The following is an 18,377-nucleotide window of genomic DNA, read 5'->3' as shown; positions in this document are numbered from 1 at the left end:
GGCCCGGATGTGCCGGGACAGACAACGGCTCCCCGTTCATTATCGGGGTAAGCCCGTCATTGAGGTGCGCTATGGTGTTCAAGATCATCGCTTCGGGCGTTCTCATCACGCTCCCGACCATCGCTTCGGCACAGGCCGGTCCTGTCGCGACCAAGTCCAGCAACCAGATTACCTGCGAACTGACCGGCGACTGCGACGCCTTCAATCAGGAACTTGCAACCGAAGACCGCAAGGAAAGCCGCGGCCTGCGAGTGGACCTTCCCGGCGCTCCGGCGCGCAAGGTGCTTCCGCCTGCTCCGGGCTATGCCGCGCCGCGCGCGCCTGCTCCCGTGGCATCGGGGCAGCGCACGTATGTTGCCGCGCCTGCCGTCACGCGCGCCGCACCTGGGCGATCCACCCTGTCGATCAACTTTGCTTCGGGTTCGGCAGAGATCCTTGCAGGCAGCCGGGCACAGGCACAGGCGCTCGTCGATGCGCTGAAGTCGCCAGCAGCGGCGGGCAAGCGGTTCATCGTGGCGGGCCATACCGACTCGGTTGGCGGGCGTGAATACAACCTTGAGCTCTCGCGCCGCCGCGCCGAAGCGCTGACCAGCTTTCTGGTCGAGAACGGCGTTGAGCGTTCGCGTCTCCAGCCGGAAGGCTACGGTTTCGACAAGCCTGTCCCAGGCCTGAGCGCACGTGCGGCGGCCAACCGCCGTGTCGAGATCGTGAAGGTCGACTGAGCCGGAAGCAAAGGGGGGTGAAGGGGGACGCAGCGAATGGCGCTTGATATTGCGGCACTGGTTGCTCCCCTTTCCGATGAGGCGCCCTCCGGACCCGATCTTTCCTATGATGACGCGCGCATTGAGATAGAAGGCGCGTTCGAGCGTCCCGTCAGCGATGAAGGGGGCGAATCCGATGTCGACTGGCGCAAGGTCATCGACCAGATCCTCGTTCAGGCAGAGCAGACCCGCGACATCTGGCTGCCGGTCTATCTTATCCGCGCGGCCGTTTTCGCCCGTCGGTTTGATCTTGTTGTCGAAGCAGCGCAATGGCTTGCCGCCCTGCTGGAAGAACGCTGGGCGGATCTTCATCCACAACTCGACGAATACGGCTTCATCGGCCGCAAGTCTCCGTGCGAATCGCTGACCCGGATCGTCGATTTTCTGGGGCCACTGGGCCGTGTGCCGCTGCTGGAGCATCCGCGCTTCGGCCGTTTTTCCTGCGATGATATCGAGCGTTTCGCCGAGCAGGGCAGCAGTGCCGAGGGTTTTGGCCCGTTTCGCGCCACGCTCGATGCAACCGATGCGGCGCAGGTGGAGGCGCTGGTCGAGCGGTTTGCCGCACTTTGCACTGCCTTCAAGCGGATCGATGGCGTGCTGACCAGCAACGCCGAAGGTGACACGGCAACCAATTTCAAGCCGACCCACGATAAGCTTGAGCGTTTTCGCAAGGCGCTGGCCACAGTCCTGCCGGGACAAGCGGCAGAGCCTTCCGACGTTGCCGCGCCGACTTCGGAAGAAGCGGTTGCGAGCATGTCGGCAACAGCGGCGGGGGCAGTCGTTTCAGCCGCTCCGGCGGGTGCCGTATTCAGCGGCGCGGTCCGCAGCCGCGATGATGTGGTGCGGGCGCTTGATGCGATCTGCCTCTATTACGAGACGGCAGAGCCGGGCAGCCCGGTGCCCTTGCTGCTCAAGCGCGCGCGGGCCTGGACGAACCTCGATTTCCTGAGCGTGCTCGAAGATATCGCGCCGGGCGGCATGGATGAGGCAACGCGGGTGCTGCGTTTCAGCCGGGAGGCAGGGCAGGGTGATGGTGCCGCTGCCGCATCGGGTGGTTGGGATGAACCGGCTGACTCGTCGTCGGAGTGGTAGAGATTTGAGATGTCCCTGATGGCATCAAGCGGGCGATGCGCCGAAGATGCCGGATTGTGATTTTCCGCACCGAACCTTGGGGGGAAGTGCAGGACATGGAATGAGTGGGTTCCCGGAGCGGATGGCTGCGGGGTGTCGGCGGGTCCGGCAAAGGAGGCGAGTATGGCGAAGAGTGGTCAGCGGTTCATCAAGGAAAACAGGGCGCCACGGGTCCATATCGAATATGAAGTCGAGACTTACGGCTCGAAGCAGAAGGTCGAACTGCCTTTCGTAATGGGCGTCATGTCCGACCTTTCGGGCAAGAGCCTTGTCGAGAAGAAGGCGCTGAACGAGCGTGACTTTCTCGAGTTCGACATGGACAACTTCGAGCAGCGCATGGCGGCGATCGCGCCGCGCGCCGCCTTCAATGTCGACAACACGCTGACCGGCGAAGGCAAGATCTCGGTCGACCTCACGTTCAAGTCGATGGAAGATTTCTCGCCCGGCGCGATCGCCAAGGCGGTCCCGGCGCTTGCGCAGCTTCTGGAGGCGCGCGAGCAGCTCAATGATCTCATGCTCTACATGGATGGCAAGGACGGCGCGCAGGACCTGCTTGACCAGCTGCTCAAGGATCCCGCGCTGATGAAAGCCATGTCTGCCGCTGGCAAGGGGCCACAGGGCGGAGCGTCGGGCGAAGGCGAGGGTTGATCGCGGGCCGTGTGCAGGCGGAAGCCGATTGAGGGAAATCACCACCACGGCGGGCGGTCGTGGCAGGCAGACAGGATGGCGTGAAATGGCAACGGAACAGGTTCAGGGCGCAAGTGCGGCAACCCAAACGGAGTTCGCTCCCGATGATTTTGCTGCACTGCTGCGCAAGGAGTTCAAGCCGAGCGACGATGCACGCGCCAACCGCATCGAGCAGGCGGTTTCGACACTCGCACAGCAGGCGCTGGCTGATGTATCGGTCATTGGCGATGACGTGTTCAGCACCATGGATGCGCTGCGCGCAGCACTCGACCGCAAGCTGACCGAACAGGTCAACGAGATTATCCATCACCCCGATTTCCAGAGCCTCGAAAGCGCTTGGCGCGGGCTGAACTATCTGGTGATGAACACGTCGACCGGCAAAGATCTGAAGATCCGCGTGCTGAATGTCGGCAAGGACGAATGCCGCAAGATGTTCCGGCAGTATCGCGATGCGGCATGGGATCAGAGCCCGCTGTTCAAGAAGGTTTACGAAGCCGAGTTCGGCCAGCTTGGCGGGCAGCCCTACGGCGCCTTCGTGTGCGATTATGCATTCGATCATTCCGCGCCCGATCTGGAGGTGATGAAGGGGCTGGCAAAGATCGGTGCGGCGGCTCACGCCCCGTTCATTGCCGGGGCGGCGCCCGGCCTCATGGGCATGCAGAGCTGGACCGAACTTTCCAACCCGCGCGATCTTGCCAAGCTGTTCGATGCGACGGACTATGCCGCGTGGCGTTCCTTCCGCGACAGCCCCGACAGCCGCTATCTGGCGCTCGCCATGCCGCGCTTTCTGGGCCGTGCAATTTACGGTGCGAAGTCAGAACCGGTCGAGGAGTTTGCCTTCGAGGAGGACACTGGCGGCGATCACGAGAAGCATCTGTGGATCAATGCCGCATACGCCATGGGCACGCGCATTACCGAGGCATTCAGCACCTGGGGCTGGTGCAGCCGTATCCGCGGGGTCGAGAGTGGTGGCACGGTGGAAGGGCTGCCACTTGCCATGTTCCCCACGGACGATGGCGGGGTCGACATGAAGTGCCCCACCGAGATTGCCATCTCGGACCGCCGCGAGGCCGAGCTGTCCAAGGCAGGCCTTATGGCGATGATACACCGCAAGGGCACCGATCAGGCAACCTTCATCGGGGCGCAGACGGTGAACAACCCGGCCGTCTATGATGATCCTGCCGCCACGGCTTCGGCCAACCTTTCGGCGCGTCTGCCCTACATCTTCTCAAGCTGCCGGTTCGCGCACTATCTCAAGTGCATGGTCCGCGACTGGATTGGCGGCACCCGCACCGAACGCCAGATCGAGCAGGATCTCCAGAGCTGGATTTCCAATTACATCGATGGCCAGCCTGAAAGTTCGACCGAAGAAACCAAGGCGCGCCTGCCGCTCAAGGATGCCCGGATCGAAGTTGTTCCTGATGAAGCCAATCCCGGTTACTTCAAGGGCAAGTTCCTGTTCATTCCGCATTATCAGCTTGAAGGCATGGATGTTTCGCTGAGCATGGTCTCCAAGCTGCCCAATTCTGGCGGTTAGTGCATAATGTCACATGATCCGGTCGGCTCCGGGTGTATCTGTGTCATGACGACACGAGCATCGGAGCTGGCCTGCAGGAAGGCCACGAACAAGGCAGACCTGGCGAGGACCAACCTGACAATGGCCAGACCCTTCGGGTGACGGCCGCCGATTTTTGAGTGCCAACCAGTCTTTTGAGGCTGAACGTCGTTCGGGTTCGCAACCTGTTGATCGAGTTATAGGAGACGGATCGTGGCAACTGACATCTTTCTGAAGCTGACGAATATCAAGGGCGAGTCGAAGGACGAAAAGCACAAGGGCGAGATCGACATCGAGAACTTCTCGTGGGGTCTTTCCAACGGCGGTGACTGGGCGACCGGTGGCGGCGGTGGTTCGGGCAAGGTTTCGTTCAACGACCTGACCATCCAGAAGCGTTGTGATCTTTCCACACCGGCGCTGATGCAGGCTTGCGCCAAGGGCGATCACATCGCCGAGGGCGTGCTCACCGTTCGCAAGGCGGGCGGCAAGCAGGAAGAATACTACAAGATCTCGCTCAAGAACATTCTGGTGTCGAGCATTGCCAACACCGGCACCGATGGCAGCAACCCGATGGAATCGGTCTCGCTGAACTTCGGCGAGATCAAGTTCGACTACAAGGAGCAGACCGACAAGGGCGGCCTTGGCGGCGTTGCCAAGTTTGGCTGGGATCTCAAGGCCAACAAGTCGCTTTGATCGTGTGCGCCCGGCTTTCGGGCCGGGTGCGGAATGTCGGGACTGGGGGTGGTCGATATGGCAGATCCGGACACCTTGCTGCGCGAGGGCGATCTGGACGGGGCGCGCAGCGCTCTCGTCGAGGTCGTTCGGGCGCGTCCGGGCGACGACAAGGCCCGCATGTTCCTGTTCCAGCTGCTGTGCGTGACTGGCGAATGGGACAAGGCCCGCAAGCAGTTGCAGGCGCTCGTTCAGGTAGCCGGGAACGCGCAGATGCTGGCCGTGACCTACAATCAGGCCATCGATGCCGAGTGCGCGCGCGCCGATGTGTTCGCCGGAAAAGCCGATATGCCGGTGCTGGTGGGCATGGGCGGCTGGGTGGAAGGCGTGGCCCGCGCGCTTACGCTCCAGTCGAGAGGCCGCCATGCCGAAGCCGAAGCCGTGCGCGAGGAGGCATTCGCCGAGGCCCCGGACACGCCGGGGGTCCTCGACGGGCGCCGCTTCGACTGGATCGCCGATGCTGACACGCGGTTCGGCCCCACGTTCGAAGCGATTGTTGCGGGCCGCTATGGCCTCATCCCCTTCGATGCGGTGGTCTCGATCACGTCCGATGGGCCTGAGGATCTTCGCGATACTGTCTGGTATCCCGTGCAGCTTGCGCTGAAATCGGGCCAATCGATCGCGGCATTTCTTCCCGCGCGCTATCCGGGCACCGAAGCGGCGCAATCACCCGCCTTGCGGCTGGGCCGCGAAACCGACTGGGTCGATGCCGAGCATGACGGCGTGGCCATGCAGTCCGGACTTGGCCAGCGGTTGTGGACCCTGTCTGGCGGAGAAGACGCGGGCCTTCTCGAATTGCGCAAGCTCACCTTCGATTGATGGCGCGCAATCCTGCCCAGCCGGTTCTCAATCCCACGCTTTTCGACAAGCTGGTGGCTGGCAACGAAATCGGCGGGATGCGCGGCGAGGAACTGGAGCAGGCCGAAGAGCGCCGCGAAGCCCTGCGATTCCTCTCCGTTCCGGCGCTTGAGCGCTTCAACGAAACCGCCTTGCGCGCCACCGTGCGCCGCGAACTTGGCTGGCTGCTCAACACCACCAATCTTGAGGCAAGCGTCGATCTTGAAGCCTATCCGCAGGTGCGGACCAGCGTTCTCAACTATGGCGTTGCCGATCTGGCGGGCAAGTCGCTGAGCAGCCGTGCGGTCCTGCGCCGTGCGCGCGAGATTCGCGATGCCGTGCGTGCATTCGAACCCCGAATCGATCCGGCAACGCTTCACGTCGAACTGTCCGGAAAGGTCGAGCGCGAAAACGCGCTGACTTTCGTGATCGAGGCGGACGTGCGTTCGGCGGTGCGGGCCGTGCCGATCAAGTTGCGCACCGATGTCGAGGCCGATTCCTCGGCTGTGACCGTGCGGGAGTAGGGAAATGGACCCGCGTCTCCTGCGCTTCTACAACGAGGAGCTGACCTATCTGCGCGAATCTGCGCGCGAGTTCGGGGAGGAGCACGAGACTGTCGCCGCGCGGCTGGGACTGAAAACCCCTAACGATCCGGATCCTTACGTTGAGCGGCTGCTTGAAGGGGTGGCCTACCTTTCGGCAAGGGTCCAGCTCAAGCTGTCGGATCAGTATCCTGAGTTTACCCAGCATCTGCTTTCCGCCGTTCAGCCGCACTATCTTGCGCCCGTTCCCTCCATCTGCATCGCGGGTTTCGAGCCGAAGGAAGGTGATCCGCTTCTGGCCGAGGGCTATGAAGTGCCGCGCCAGACCGAACTTGTGGCGACAAGTGATGAGCCCGGAGCCAGCCCAGTCACTTTCCGCACGGGTCACGCGGTCCGGCTCTACCCGTTGCGCATCGTCGAGGCCGAGTATCTGGGCTCGCGCACGGCGGTCGCCAGTTTTGCCGCAAGTGCCGGAGCACGCGCCGAAGCGGGACTGCGCCTGCGCTTCGAGGGGGTTGGCGCGATCCCGCTCGAAAACCTCGCCATTGCCGATCTGCCGCTTTACCTTGATGGTTCAGAAACCATTCCCGGCGAGCTTTATCGCCAGATCATCGGCGAGACGGTGGCGGTGCTCGCCAAGCCGGCATCATCGGCATCGGCGGTTCCGGTGCAATTGTCCGTGCCGGTCCAGGCCGGTTTTGACCAAGACGAGGCTTTGCTGCCGCCGGAGGAACGCTCCTTTCGCGGCTATCGCCTGCTGACGGAATATTTCGCCTGTCCGGAGCGCTTTCTGTTTGCCGTGCTGCGGGGGCTGGACCGGGCCTTTGCCAATGCAGCGGGCGGCGCGGTCGATGTCGTGCTCCTGTTCAGTCGCAATGCACCTGCCTTGGCCGGAGCGGTTTCGCCGGCCAATTTCCGGCTTTTTGCAACGCCTGCGATCAATCTCTTCGAGAAGCAGCTTGGCCGGGTTCAGGTCGATCAGGCCGAGCATGAGTTCCTGCTGATGCCGGATCGCACCCGGCCTGTCGATTTCGAGGTCTGGCGCATTCTCGATGTTTCCGCGCACATGCGCGAGGCAACCGATCCGCGGCCGGTCGCACCGCTCTATGCGCTGGGCGCCCTGCTTTATGACTGGCGCGATGCGCTCTTCTTTGTGCCCCGGCTCAAGCTGCGCCGTCTGTCCACGCGCGAGCAACGCCGCCTTCGCCGCGACGACTATACTGGCACCGAAACCTGGATATCCCTGACCGCTGCGGGCAATCCCGAACGCATCGCCGACATCAAGGAGCTGGCGGTTCGTGCGCTTGTCACCAATCGCGAACTGGCTGCGAAGCTGGCATTCCGGGGAACCGAACATTTCATTCCACCCGGCGGTCCGGTCCGCGCGGTCAGCGTGCTGCGCAGTCCTAGCAAACCGCGCCCGCCACTGGGGCTTGATGATGCCGCCTGGCGGATCATCGCGCATCTTACCCCCAACTACGCCTCGCTCGTTCCCGAAGACGGGAACGATCCGGCCATGCTGCGCGATCACCTTGCGCTTTACGGACCGCGCGACAATGCCGCGCTGCGGCGGCAGATCGACGGAATCATTTCGGTCAGTTCGCGCCCGGTGGTGCGGCGCGTGCCGGGGCGCGGGGCCATGGCCGTTGCGCGCGGCAGCCGCGTTACGCTCACGCTTGATGATGCGTCGTTCGACAACGCGCGCCTGTTCCTGTTTTCTGCCGTGGTCGAGCGGTTTCTGGCAGAGTTCACGTCCGTCAACAGCTTCACAGAAACGATCGTCCGCACGCCGGGCGAAGGAACGATAATGTCATGGCCGCCCCGGATCGGACGCAAGCACACGATCTGATCGACTGGTCGGCCCTTGCGGTCGATCTGAAGCGCAGCGGGCTGTTTGCCGTGCTGCGCCGGGCGGAGGCTGCGGCAGCGGCAAAGCCGCGCATTGGTGAAGCACGGCAACCTGCGCATTCCATTGTCGATTTGGCGCAGGAGCCTTCGCTCGGTTTTGCCGCTCAGACACTTTCCCGGATCGAGTTCCATCACGGCAGGCCACGCCTTTATGGCGAGTGGCTCGGCCTTCTGGGGCCGATGGGGCCGATGCCGATCCATCTCACCGAGTTTGCGGTCTATGAACGCCGTTATGCGGCCAAGCAGCCTTTCCTGGACTGGCTGAACACCATTTCCGGGCGGATGCTGCAACTTTTCTATCGTGCCTGGGCGGAATCGCAGCCTGCCGCACAGGCTGACCGGCCGGGCGATGATCGCTTTGCCGCATGGCTTGGCGCACTTTCGGGCGCAAGCGAGGGCGCGCGCGAGGACAGCAGCTTCCATGCGCGCGCACGGCTGCACTACGCTTCGGTCTTTGCCGGGCCGCGCAGCGCGGTGGTGATCGAGGATGCGCTGGGGCACCTCCTGCGCCAGCCCGCCACAGTGGTGGAGTTCATGCCGCGCTGGCGGGAAATGGAGCGTGAGGATTGCACCCGGCTCGGTCGCAGCTATGCCACGCTGGGGCAGGATGCCGTGCTGGGAAGCCGCATCTACAGTGCGTCGGATGCGTTCCGCGTCATCGTGCGGGCCAACAGCCACGCGGATTATCTCTCGCTCATGCCCGGCGGGACGCGATTTGCCGTCGCTGCCGAGGCAATCGAGGCTTTCAAGCCGACGCATCTTGAGTGGGATCTGTGCGTCGAACTGGCCGACGAACATGCACCTCCGGCGCGGCTGGATGGCAAGACCCGGCTGGGCTGGTCGGGCTGGATCAAGCCAAGAGGTTCCGCGCTGGCCGCCATTGCCCGGCGCCGCCGCAGGCCCGGTTCTGCCACCGGCGCGCAAGCAGCCGATCAGGCCGCCGTTACCGGGCCGATCAGGGCCGATGCCCATTTACGCAAGACCAGTCTCAGAAGAAGGAAACCGGCAGGATGACCGAGATCAGCCGCAGCGCCCTGTTCGGGCGCCTCAACCAGACCGCGCTCAAGGGGATCGAAACAGCCACCGGTTTCTGCAAGATGCGCGGCAACCCCTATGTCGAGCTGGTCCACTGGATCCACGTCCTTTTGCAGGACCCCCAGAACGATATCGCCGCGATCCGCAGCGCCTTTGGTCTTGATGACGAAAGCCTTGCCCGGCAGGTCGTGGCCGCGCTCGATGCCCTGCCGCGCGGGGCAACCTCGATTTCCGATTTCTCGCCCCAGATCGAGGAAGCGATCGAGAAGGGCTGGCTCTATGCCTCGCTCCAGTTCGGGGCGGGACGGGTGCGCACGGGGCATCTGCTTTACGGGATGCTCAAGACCGCAACGCTACGCAACGCCCTGTTTTCGATCAGCGCAGAGTTCCGGAAGGTTCAGGTAGAGCGTCTGGCAAGCGAGTTCGAGGCGGTTTGCGCCCCAAGCCATGAAACGACGCAGGGTGCCGATCTGGCCGGTGGCGGGGCAGGCGGCGAGGCTGGTTCCGGTCCGGTTGGCGATGGCGAGGCGCTGGCCAAGTTCTCGGTCGATCTCACGCAAGCCGCGCGTGATGGCAAGATCGACCGTATCGTGGGGCGCGACAGCGAGATTCGTCAGTGCGTCGATATCCTGCTGCGTCGCCGCCAGAACAATCCGATCCTTGTCGGCGAAGCGGGCGTAGGCAAGACCGCCGTGGTCGAAGGCTTTGCCAAGCGCATCGTCGATGGTGATGTGCCGCCAGCGCTTCAGGGTGTCACCCTGCGTAGCCTCGATATCGGCCTTATGCAGGCTGGGGCCAGCATGAAGGGCGAGTTCGAGAAGCGCCTGCGCCAGGTGATCGACGAGGTTGAGGCCAGCCCCACCCCGATCATCCTTTTCATCGACGAGGCGCACACCCTTATCGGTGCGGGCGGGCAGGCGGGCACGGGCGATGCCGCAAATCTGCTCAAGCCTGCATTGGCCCGCGGCAACCTGCGCACGATTGCGGCCACCACCTATGCCGAATACCGCCAGTATTTCGAGAAAGACCCGGCTCTCACTCGCCGCTTCCAGACGGTGGACGTGGCCGAACCGGAAACCGACAAGGCGGTGGCCATGATCCGCTCGGTCGCGCCGATGATGGAAAAGCACCATAATGTCGTCGTGCTCGACGAAGCGGTCGAGGCGGCGGTCAAGCTTTCGCAGCGTTATGTCCCGGCGCGGCAGTTGCCGGACAAGGCGGTCAGCCTGCTCGATACCGCCTGCGCGCGCGTGGCTGTGTCGCAGCATGCAACTCCGGCGCAGGTCGAGGACCGCAAGCGGCGGCTGGAGCTGCTCGAAGTGGAGCGCGAGATCGCGCTGCGCGAGGCAGGCGGGCAATATACCAGCGGGGAACGCCTGCCCAGGCTGGACGAGGCCATCGCCGAGGCCAGAACGGCGCTCGACGAGGTGAATGCCAAGTGGGAACGCGAGAAGCAGGCGCTTGCCGACGTGGTGGTTGCGCGCGATGCGCTCACCGAAGCGCGCAAGGCCGCAGGCGAAGGGCCAGTCGAGGGTGAGGAATCCCTTAAAGAGGCACTCAAGACTGCCCTTGCCGCCATGGCCGAGGCGCATGGCGACGAGCCGATGGTGTTCGGGGTGGTCGATCAGGATGCAATCGCTGCCGTTGTGGGCGACTGGACGGGTATCCCGATGGGCCGCATGGTCAAGAACGAGATTGAAAGCGTGCTGACCATTGCCGATCAGCTGAAAAAGCGGGTGATCGGGCAGGACCATGCAATGGATTCCATCGCCAAGCGCATCCAGACCAGCCGCGCCAAGCTCGACAATCCGAACAAGCCGGTGGGCGTGTTCATGCTGTGCGGCCCATCGGGCGTCGGCAAGACCGAAACGGCCATGGTCCTGTCCGAACTGCTGTTTTCCGGCGATGACAGCCTCATCGTCATCAACATGAGCGAGTTTCAGGAGGCCCATACCGTCTCGACGCTGAAAGGCGCGCCGGCAGGCTACGTCGGTTACGGGCAGGGCGGTGTTCTCACCGAAGCGGTGCGCAGGCGCCCTTATTCGGTGGTGCTGCTCGACGAAGTGGAAAAGGCCCACCCCGATGTCCACGAGATGTTCTTCCAGGTCTTCGACAAGGGCTTCATGAACGATGCCGAAGGCCGCTACATCGACTTCAAGAACACACTGATCCTGCTGACCAGCAATGTCGGCACAGACCTCATCACCACGATGAGCGAGGATGAGGAGATGAAGCCCGATGCCGAGGCACTGGCAACCGCGCTGCGTCCCGAACTGCTCAAGGTCTTCCCGCCTGCGCTGCTGGGCCGCCTGATCGTCCTGCCCTACTATCCGCTCAGCCCCACGATGCTGCAAGGGATCGTCCGCATCCAGCTTGATCGCATCGTCAAGCGCATCGCCGACAGCCACGGCATCGCCTTCAGCTATGGGCAGGACGTGGTCGACCTCATTGTCTCGCGCTGCAACGAAGTGGCCAGTGGTGGCCGCCTGATCGATGCGATCCTGACCAACACCATGCTGCCCGATCTTTCGATCGAGCTCCTCAACCGGCAGAGGAACGGCGACGAGATCAAGGTGATCGATGTCACCGTTGATGGGGACGGGTTCGGGTATCGGTTCGGGTAAAGGCCATGCACGTGCGTGCATCGTCCGGGAGATTGACATGCGAATGCAGATGAACCTTCTGAAGCCCGGTGCGATGGTCACAACCCGCTTCATGCTTACCCCTGCGAGAGCGCAGAACTGGAAATATGCCGCCACCAATCCCGCCATTGGCGGTGGCATCATGGCAGGCACGGCCATGAAGGTGGTCGATGTGTCGATGAACCCGCCAAGGGCGAGGCTTGAACTTCCGGGGCGTTCGCCACCTGCATTCATAACCTTGAGCGGCGAGGAAATGGCCAGCCTGTTCGAGATGGTGCAAGCCAAGACGGCACCGCCATTGCCGCCTCAGCAGCCGCAGAACCTGTCTGCCACGTTCCAGCGGCTGGCGCAGAAACAGATGGCGGCAAGCGCAGGTGTGGCGGCAATGCGCGAAGCGCGCAAGGCACTGGAAACAGACATGCAGCAGGCACGATTCTGGGGCAACATCGCCGTATTTGCGAATGCCGCCATGCTGCCGCTCAACCTCATGATCAATGCTTTCCAAGCCAAGGCCGCCACGAGCGCCTATCAGGCCGCGGTCAAGGAGCTCTACGCACAGCTTGGCAAGAGCGGGACGCGCCTTGAATCCGGGGCGATCAAGACGTCGCTCTCCGTCATCAAGAAGGCCACGGTCGAAGCGCTGAAATCGAAAGGACTGACCAGCTATGTTCCCGGCGTGAACATGCTCGTCGGTTTTGCCGAGGACAGCGTAGCCTTGTTCCAGACCGCCAGCACAGTCCGCGACGGATCGAACGAGATGCGCCAGTTGATGCGCCAGATGGAAACCAAGATTGCCAATGCCGAGCAGACCTTCCTGAAGATCGGCATCGAAATGGACCGCCTGCTGACCGAGATGCAGCGGCGGGAAAGAACCGCCTGATCCGGCCATGTCCATCGCCAACGCCAAGGCCCGCGCCATAGCGCTCCTCGCCAAGGGCGAAGGTCTGGTGAACTTCATGTATCTCGATTCCAAGAGCCGCGTCACCATCGGCTATGGTACCATGCTTCCCGATGCTGCGTCTGCCACGGCCATTGATTTGCGCCATCCGAACAAGCAGCCGGCAAAGCCTGAGGAAAAGCGCGCGGAATGGGAGCGGCTGCGCAAGATCAGCCCGGCCGGAACGGACCGCAACTACAGCGCGCAATCCTATCGCAAGGATGCCAAGCTGTTCATCATGGAATCTGAGGCCGACCGGCTGCGCCTGCTCAAGCTTGACGGCTTCATTGCCGAACTGCGCATTGCCTATCCCGGTTTCGATACCTTCCCGGAAGATGCGCAGGTGGCCATGATGGACATGGTTTACAATCTTGGCGGTGGCGGGATCACCAAGAAGTTCCCCAAGTTCACCCGTGCGGTAAACAACCCCAAGGGGCCTGACTGGAAGACAGCCGCGCTGGAATCAAATCGCCCGGATCTGTCGCCCGAACGCAACAAGGACGTGAAGGATCTGTTTCTGTCCGCCGCGCGGATTGCCGAAAGCGAGGCGCGCAACCAGCCCGGCAGACCCCTCATGAAGGCGAAGGGCAGGGAGCACAGGTGAGACTGCTCGCAACAGCGATGCTGGCGGCGCTGATCCTTTCCGCCTGCAACACTGGAAAACAGCCTGCTGATCACTCCCCCGCATCAACCGAAAGCCATTCCCCCACGACCGCGACGAACCCGGCTCCGCCCGCCATCGATCCCGCGCTTCTGGGCCAGTGGCAGCCTTATGATACGCAAGCCTTCAAGGTTCTGGGTGCGCTTGCCGTGAAGCCTGATCGCCTCGATTTCGCCAAGGGCCTCGGCCTTCGGATCGTGCCGGCATCGCCGCTGCTCGCCCGTGTCGATCCGGCCGATGGGGCAAAGCCGGTCTGGGGGAAGGATGGCCTGTGCGGTGCGGTGCCAGTGCGAGCGGTTTCCTTTATCCTCGCCGAACCGAAAGTTCTGCGCATTTCGGTTCACGATGTTGCGACCGGGCCGGGGCCGGATGCCGATTTCGATCTCCATCGCTGCCAGACGTTCACCTACGTGCGTGATTGAGCAAGGACACTGCACTTGACGACCCTCGCGAACCCCACTCCCTACGATCGCGTTGCCTATCCCACCACGGTTTTTGCGCAGACGCACCCTGAACGGCTGGCCGTGCTCGCGCGGCTGGCCGGGCTTGATCCGGTGCCGCCTTGCGAGGCGCGCATTCTTGAGATCGGCGGGGGCACCTGCGTCAATCTCATGTCGATGGCGGCCATGTGGCCGGGTTGTGATGCCCATGGCTTCGATCTTTCCACCAATGCCATTGCACGCGGACAAGAGATTGCCGAGGCGGCTGGGCTTGGCAACGTCACGCTGGCGGTTGAAGACATCTGCGAGGCGCATCACCGCTACCCGGCAGGCTCGTTCGACTATGTGATTGCGCACGGCGTCTATGCCTGGGTGCCGCCGCACGTGCGCGAGGCCACGATGAGGCTGGCCGCGCATGTCCTGTCCGACCGGGGCGTGGCCTTCATCAGCTACAACGCCATGCCCGGCGGCCATGTGCGCCAGATCATGCGCGAAATGCTGCTCGATGCCATCGGCGAGATCGACGACCCGGAAGAACGCATTGCCGCCGTGCGCGATTTTCTCGAAAGCTATGCCCGCCCGCAGGATGGCGACGAGCCACTTGCCACCGCGCTTCGCCAGCAGGCCGAGAACATGCTGCAACGCCCCGATGCGGTGCTGTTTCATGACGAGCTTGGCCCCTGCTTCCATCCGCAGCGGCTGCTTGATGTTGCTGCCGCCGGTCATGCCTGCGGCCTTGCGTTCCTGACTGATGCCGGTCGCAACCGCCAGCTTGACGGGTTCCTGCCCGATGGCGCGTCTGTGCCCGATGATCCGGAAGCGGCCGTTCTTCTTGCCGCGTCTCGCGATGACTATGCCTCGCTGCGCTACTTCCGGCAGAGCCTTTTCGTGAAGCGGCAGCACGGCCGCATGATCGACCGGACGATCGATGCCACCCGCATCGCCAACCTGTGGATGTCAACCCGGATGGCACGGCAGGAGGATGGCTCGTTCGTGCATGGCGCCGACAGCATGGTCATCAAGGATGAGGCGCTGGCAGATGCGATCGAGAGGGCGGCGGCGGTCTATCCCCAGCGGGTGCCGGTTGCCAGTATCAGCACCGATCCAGAGCATTTGCGGGTGCTGCTGCAACTTTATATCGAATGGTATGTCAGCCTTTTCACCGCGCCTGCACCCTTTCCGCCCAGCCCTGCTGAGCGGCCGCAATGCAGCCCGCTGGTGCGCGGGATGCTCGAACTGGGCGAGGCGATGCTCTGCACGCTCGATCACGGTGTCCTGAAGATCGAACAGGCAGAACTTCGCGCGCTCCTCAGGGCAGCCGACGGACAGCGCACCATTGCCGAGATCGCCGCGCTGGGCACTGGCATTCCGCCAGAGGATACGCTGGCCGCGCTGACCGCCTGCTGCACCAAGGCATTGATGAAGGTCTAGAGCGCGCTTCCCGCCAGAAAGCCGAGCGCCTGCCGGCCGGGCAGGAAATAGTAGCCTCCGCCGCGCAAGGTCACGTAGCGCTGCACCGGGCACAGGGTGAGCGGCGCATTGCGGCCGTGGATGGTGAATCTCTGCTGCGCTTCGTGTCCGCCGTGGTGCAGGGCAAAGGGATCAGGCTCGGCCTCAAGCCCGTGGAACACCGGTGAGGCAAGCCAGGTCTGCTGGACGAACTCGAACTGGCGCTCAAGATCGGCGTTGAAGCACATGAACAGCGTGCCCTGCGCCGTTTTGCCATCTTTGGCCAGATAGGGGCGTCCGCGCCGCAGCAGGCGGTGGCGGTTGATGACCGAAAGCTCGTCCGGGTCGGTCTGGCCAAGGCTGTCGCGCGGCAGGCTGCGGCGGATGTGCGATCCGAAGGGGCAGCGCAGCCCTTGCGGGTCGGTCTCGCGGAACAGAAAGCCGTTGCGCCGTGCAGCATCCGCGCCGCTGCGGAAGGCCGGGCTGAACGGGTGATCGACCAGCGCCGATCCATCGCGCCAGCGGCCCAGCAGCTTGGCCGCGATCCATTCGCGCGTGCGGTGCAGGTTTGCGTGGTGCGGATTGCTGACATCGCGCTGGCGGCAGACTTCCTCGGCCATGCGGTCAAGCTGGGCGCGGAAGCCCTCGACGTCCTGTTCAAGCTGGCGGATCACCAGATAGCTGCCGTTGCGGCCGAAGTCGCGCGGGCGGATGCGCGTCCGGCCAAAATCGGGAAGCGGTCCGGGCTGGCTGTCGGGCGGCGCGGGCAGGCATTCGTGCCCCGGCATTGCGCGCTCGATCAGCGGTGATGGCGGAAAATAGCCGCGGTTGTCGGCATAGCCGAGGATGAACTCGCCCGGCTCCACGCCATGCACCGGATCGGGGCCGCCATGCCCGCCCGGAAACCCGCGCACCAGGGGTTGCGACACGCCATCGACAAAGCCGAAGGGTTCGGTCGCAAAGGCATCGGTCGTATCCGGCCTGGCATGAACGAAGGCGTGCGCTTCGCCGGGGGCGGACAGTTCCTCGTCGCTGGCATCCCATGCCTTGCGGAAGGCATCGAGGTCGAACATCGTGATCCCGGTGGCAATGCTGGTGACGACCTTCAGGTCTTCAGCCTCGGCCCTTGCCACGATCTGCGCAAAGCGCGCTGCGGTTGCTTCGTCGCGGGCGTAGAGCAGCAGCACGGCGTGGGTTTGATCGTCATTCCAGTCGAGGCTTGCGGGATCGCCCAGCGCGCGCTGGCGGCTGGGATGCGCCATGCCAAGCGCAAAGGCGGGGGCAAACCCCTGTGCGGTCCCCTCTCCCTCCAGCGCCAGTTCCCGTTCCAGCCCCAGAAGGCGCAGCCCTGCCGCCGAAAAGGCGATGTTGCAGACCAGATCCTCGGCCGGTCTGTCGCCAAAGCCGATCATGTCCTCGCGGATCAGTCCTGCCAGCCAGCGCCGGGCGCGTTCACCGGCTGACGCGGCGTCCTGCGCGCCCGACGTGCCGAAGTTCAGGGCAATGACCTTGCTGTGCGGATGGCGGCGCAACCCGCCGAACATCAGCGTCTGGATTTCCTCGTATTGCAGGCCGTAATCGGGGCGCGGCACCGTTCCGAACAGGTCCAGCCAGGCCTCGGCGGCGCTGGGGCACTGCTCCACCCGTTCGCGCCAGACCAGTCCGCTGGCGATCAGCGCGTGTTTGCGCATCGCCGTGCAGGAAAGATCGGGATGGGACGAAAACCAGAAGGGCGTCGGCTGCATCGACCGGCGGGCATAGCGCTTCATCCGGTCGCCATCCTCGGCTCCTTGCCAGAACAGCATCCGCGCCGCCGGAGCGCCTTCGGTATTGCTCCACATCCCGGTCGTGCCCTTGGCGGCCTTGGTGATGAAGTCTTCTAGGTAGCTTTCCCAGCTTCCGTCGTAGTTGCTGCAGAACACCAGTTGCCGCGTTCCCGGCAGCACGATCCAGCGCGCCGCATGGATCGTGCCGATAGAGGCAAGAAAACCCGGACGCATCGCACCGATGCGCGCCATGACTGCCACCACGGTGAAGGCGGCAGGCATGCTCAGCCTGCGGATCCATGCCGGGCGCAGGCGGGTCACGCTGATCATGTGGTTCTGCACCACACCCGGCGCATTCTCGCGCGCCATCATCGCGGCAAGGCTTGCCGCCGACGGAGTGCGGTCCACTGGCCGGTTCGCCATTTCATCGCGTCGCAGCAGCCAGAGCAGGAGCGCGATCAGGGCCGCGCTCAGCACAAGGCCGGGCACAATCGCGCCCGATGCGGCAGCGCCAATGCCCTTGCCTGCAATCAGCAGGCCTGCGGTGATGACCAGCCACGGCATGATGACCAGCGGGAACAGGAACCCCGTGGCCGCGGCCAGTCCGCGCAGGATCCACACCGCGTTCCAGCCGCTGCGGGCAAAGTCCAGCCAGGGCGCCTGCGCGCGGTCGCAGAAGGAAAGCGGTTCCGGTCTGCCTCCGCGCATGGGCGCAAGGTCTGCCTCCAGCCGGTCGGCCACGCGGCGGAACAGTTGCTGCGGGCTAAGGGCCGATGATGCGCCACGCTCTGCCTCGATGATGGCGCGCGCCTTTTCCGCGATGGCGCGGTTGCGCGCAATTGCGCGCACGCTCAATCCCGGAAGGCCGTTGAAGGGCAGGCCGGAAAGATGGCCGAACCAGCGCAGCGGTGATGGGCTGATGCGGTGGCTGTGCCTTGTCAGAAGGGGCAGCACTTCCTCGGCTGATGTGATGCCGCTGGTCAGCGCCAGCACTGGCAGCAGGTCTGCGCCGATGGCATCGACCAGCCGGGGCAGGGCCGCATCCGCCTTGCCGTCCACTGTCGCCTCGATCAGGAGATGTGCCTTGCCGCCTGCCGGATCGGGGGCGATGGCATGGATCGAGAGGAAATGGACCATGCCCGCCGCGCGCAGCCGTGCGGCGATTTCCGGATGCGCAGGATTGCCCAGTTCGCCGATCTTGCGGTCGACATCGGCCGGATCAAAGGTTTCGCAAGCCTCGCCAAACGGGATTGCGATGGTGATGAAGTCCTGCACAAGGCTCACGGCAATGTCC

15 protein-coding genes are annotated in these 18,377 nt (G+C 63.8%); 14 read left to right on the top strand and 1 reads right to left on the bottom strand.

Translation table 11 applies throughout. The features are described from left to right. Nucleotides 1–71 precede the first annotated feature (71 nt). The 14 genes from DKM43_RS02725 to DKM43_RS02660 all read left to right on the top strand — a co-directional run bounded on the left by DKM43_RS02725 (nt 72) and on the right by DKM43_RS02660 (nt 15,299). Entirely contained in the window at nt 72–722 is a 651-nt protein-coding gene (locus DKM43_RS02725) for an OmpA family protein (protein ID WP_109796910.1), read from the top strand. Nucleotides 723–758: 36 nt separating this feature from the next. Next, nucleotides 759–1,853, top strand: a complete 1,095-nt coding sequence (locus tag DKM43_RS02720; RefSeq protein ID WP_109796909.1) for a type VI secretion system protein TssA — start codon at nt 759–761, stop codon at nt 1,851–1,853. Nucleotides 1,854–2,015: 162 nt separating this feature from the next. Beyond that, nucleotides 2,016–2,540 (top strand): type VI secretion system contractile sheath small subunit, encoded by a 525-nt coding sequence (tssB, locus tag DKM43_RS02715; protein WP_109796908.1) that lies wholly within the window; start codon nt 2,016–2,018, stop codon nt 2,538–2,540. Between the two features lie 85 nt (nt 2,541–2,625). After that, on the top strand, nt 2,626–4,116 hold the full coding sequence (gene tssC / locus DKM43_RS02710) for a type VI secretion system contractile sheath large subunit (RefSeq protein WP_109796907.1): 1,491 nt from the start codon (nt 2,626–2,628) through the stop codon (nt 4,114–4,116). 231 nt (nt 4,117–4,347) lie between these two features. Continuing rightward, nucleotides 4,348–4,827: an Hcp family type VI secretion system effector gene (locus DKM43_RS02705; RefSeq protein ID WP_109796906.1), complete on the top strand. Its 480-nt coding sequence runs from the start codon at nt 4,348–4,350 to the stop codon at nt 4,825–4,827. Between the two features lie 33 nt (nt 4,828–4,860). Further along, on the top strand, nt 4,861–5,685 hold the full coding sequence (locus DKM43_RS02700) for a type VI secretion system accessory protein TagJ (protein ID WP_236632341.1): 825 nt from the start codon (nt 4,861–4,863) through the stop codon (nt 5,683–5,685). After that, a complete protein-coding gene (gene tssE, locus DKM43_RS02695) occupies nt 5,685–6,227 on the top strand; it encodes a type VI secretion system baseplate subunit TssE (protein WP_109796905.1) in 543 nt (180 codons plus the stop codon). The genes DKM43_RS02700 and tssE overlap by 1 nt, the downstream gene beginning before the upstream one ends. A gap of 4 nt (nt 6,228–6,231) precedes the next feature. Then, on the top strand, nt 6,232–8,094 hold the full coding sequence (gene tssF, locus DKM43_RS02690; RefSeq protein WP_109796904.1) for a type VI secretion system baseplate subunit TssF: 1,863 nt from the start codon (nt 6,232–6,234) through the stop codon (nt 8,092–8,094). Further along, on the top strand, nt 8,058–9,167 hold the full coding sequence (gene tssG, locus DKM43_RS02685) for a type VI secretion system baseplate subunit TssG (protein ID WP_109796903.1): 1,110 nt from the start codon (nt 8,058–8,060) through the stop codon (nt 9,165–9,167). The genes tssF and tssG overlap by 37 nt, the downstream gene beginning before the upstream one ends. Next, complete coding sequence (tssH, locus tag DKM43_RS02680) at nt 9,164–11,812, top strand: type VI secretion system ATPase TssH (RefSeq protein WP_109796902.1); 2,649 nt, start codon at nt 9,164–9,166, stop codon at nt 11,810–11,812. The genes tssG and tssH overlap by 4 nt, the downstream gene beginning before the upstream one ends. A 49-nt stretch (nt 11,813–11,861) precedes the next feature. Next, nucleotides 11,862–12,710, top strand: a complete 849-nt coding sequence (locus tag DKM43_RS02675; protein WP_145960460.1) for a hypothetical protein — start codon at nt 11,862–11,864, stop codon at nt 12,708–12,710. Nucleotides 12,711–12,717: 7 nt separating this feature from the next. After that, entirely contained in the window at nt 12,718–13,371 is a 654-nt protein-coding gene (locus DKM43_RS02670; RefSeq protein WP_109796900.1) for a hypothetical protein, read from the top strand. After that, entirely contained in the window at nt 13,368–13,850 is a 483-nt protein-coding gene (locus DKM43_RS02665) for a hypothetical protein (RefSeq protein WP_145960459.1), read from the top strand. The genes DKM43_RS02670 and DKM43_RS02665 overlap by 4 nt, the downstream gene beginning before the upstream one ends. A gap of 15 nt (nt 13,851–13,865) precedes the next feature. After that, nucleotides 13,866–15,299, top strand: a complete 1,434-nt coding sequence (locus tag DKM43_RS02660) for a class I SAM-dependent methyltransferase (RefSeq protein ID WP_161554020.1) — start codon at nt 13,866–13,868, stop codon at nt 15,297–15,299. Here DKM43_RS02660 and DKM43_RS02655 read toward each other — a convergent pair. After that, nucleotides 15,296–18,367 (bottom strand): Dyp-type peroxidase, encoded by a 3,072-nt coding sequence (locus DKM43_RS02655; RefSeq protein ID WP_109796897.1) that lies wholly within the window; start codon nt 18,365–18,367, stop codon nt 15,296–15,298. The genes DKM43_RS02660 and DKM43_RS02655 overlap by 4 nt on opposite strands. Nucleotides 18,368–18,377 lie beyond the last annotated feature (10 nt).

Origin of the sequence: Novosphingobium meiothermophilum (assembly GCF_003171715.1) — a bacterium.
GTDB lineage: Bacteria > Pseudomonadota > Alphaproteobacteria > Sphingomonadales > Sphingomonadaceae > Novosphingobium > Novosphingobium meiothermophilum.
This window is presented reverse-complemented; position numbering and strand designations above follow the sequence as displayed.

Bases quoted from the DNA above. Each gene is read 5' to 3' on its own strand.
- tssC (WP_109796907.1), top strand. From the start codon at position 2,626: ATGGCAACGGAACAGGTTCAGGGCGCAAGTGCGGCAACCCAAACGGAG.
- DKM43_RS02675 (WP_145960460.1), top strand. From the start codon at position 11,862: ATGAACCTTCTGAAGCCCGGTGCGATGGTCACAACCCGCTTCATGCTT.
- tssH (WP_109796902.1), top strand. From the start codon at position 9,164: ATGACCGAGATCAGCCGCAGCGCCCTGTTCGGGCGCCTCAACCAGACC.
- DKM43_RS02725 (WP_109796910.1), top strand. From the start codon at position 72: ATGGTGTTCAAGATCATCGCTTCGGGCGTTCTCATCACGCTCCCGACC.
- tssF (WP_109796904.1), top strand. From the start codon at position 6,232: ATGGACCCGCGTCTCCTGCGCTTCTACAACGAGGAGCTGACCTATCTG.
- tssE (WP_109796905.1), top strand. From the start codon at position 5,685: ATGGCGCGCAATCCTGCCCAGCCGGTTCTCAATCCCACGCTTTTCGAC.
- tssB (WP_109796908.1), top strand. From the start codon at position 2,016: ATGGCGAAGAGTGGTCAGCGGTTCATCAAGGAAAACAGGGCGCCACGG.
- DKM43_RS02700 (WP_236632341.1), top strand. From the start codon at position 4,861: ATGTCGGGACTGGGGGTGGTCGATATGGCAGATCCGGACACCTTGCTG.
- DKM43_RS02720 (WP_109796909.1), top strand. From the start codon at position 759: ATGGCGCTTGATATTGCGGCACTGGTTGCTCCCCTTTCCGATGAGGCG.
- tssG (WP_109796903.1), top strand. From the start codon at position 8,058: ATGGCCGCCCCGGATCGGACGCAAGCACACGATCTGATCGACTGGTCG.
- DKM43_RS02670 (WP_109796900.1), top strand. From the start codon at position 12,718: ATGTCCATCGCCAACGCCAAGGCCCGCGCCATAGCGCTCCTCGCCAAG.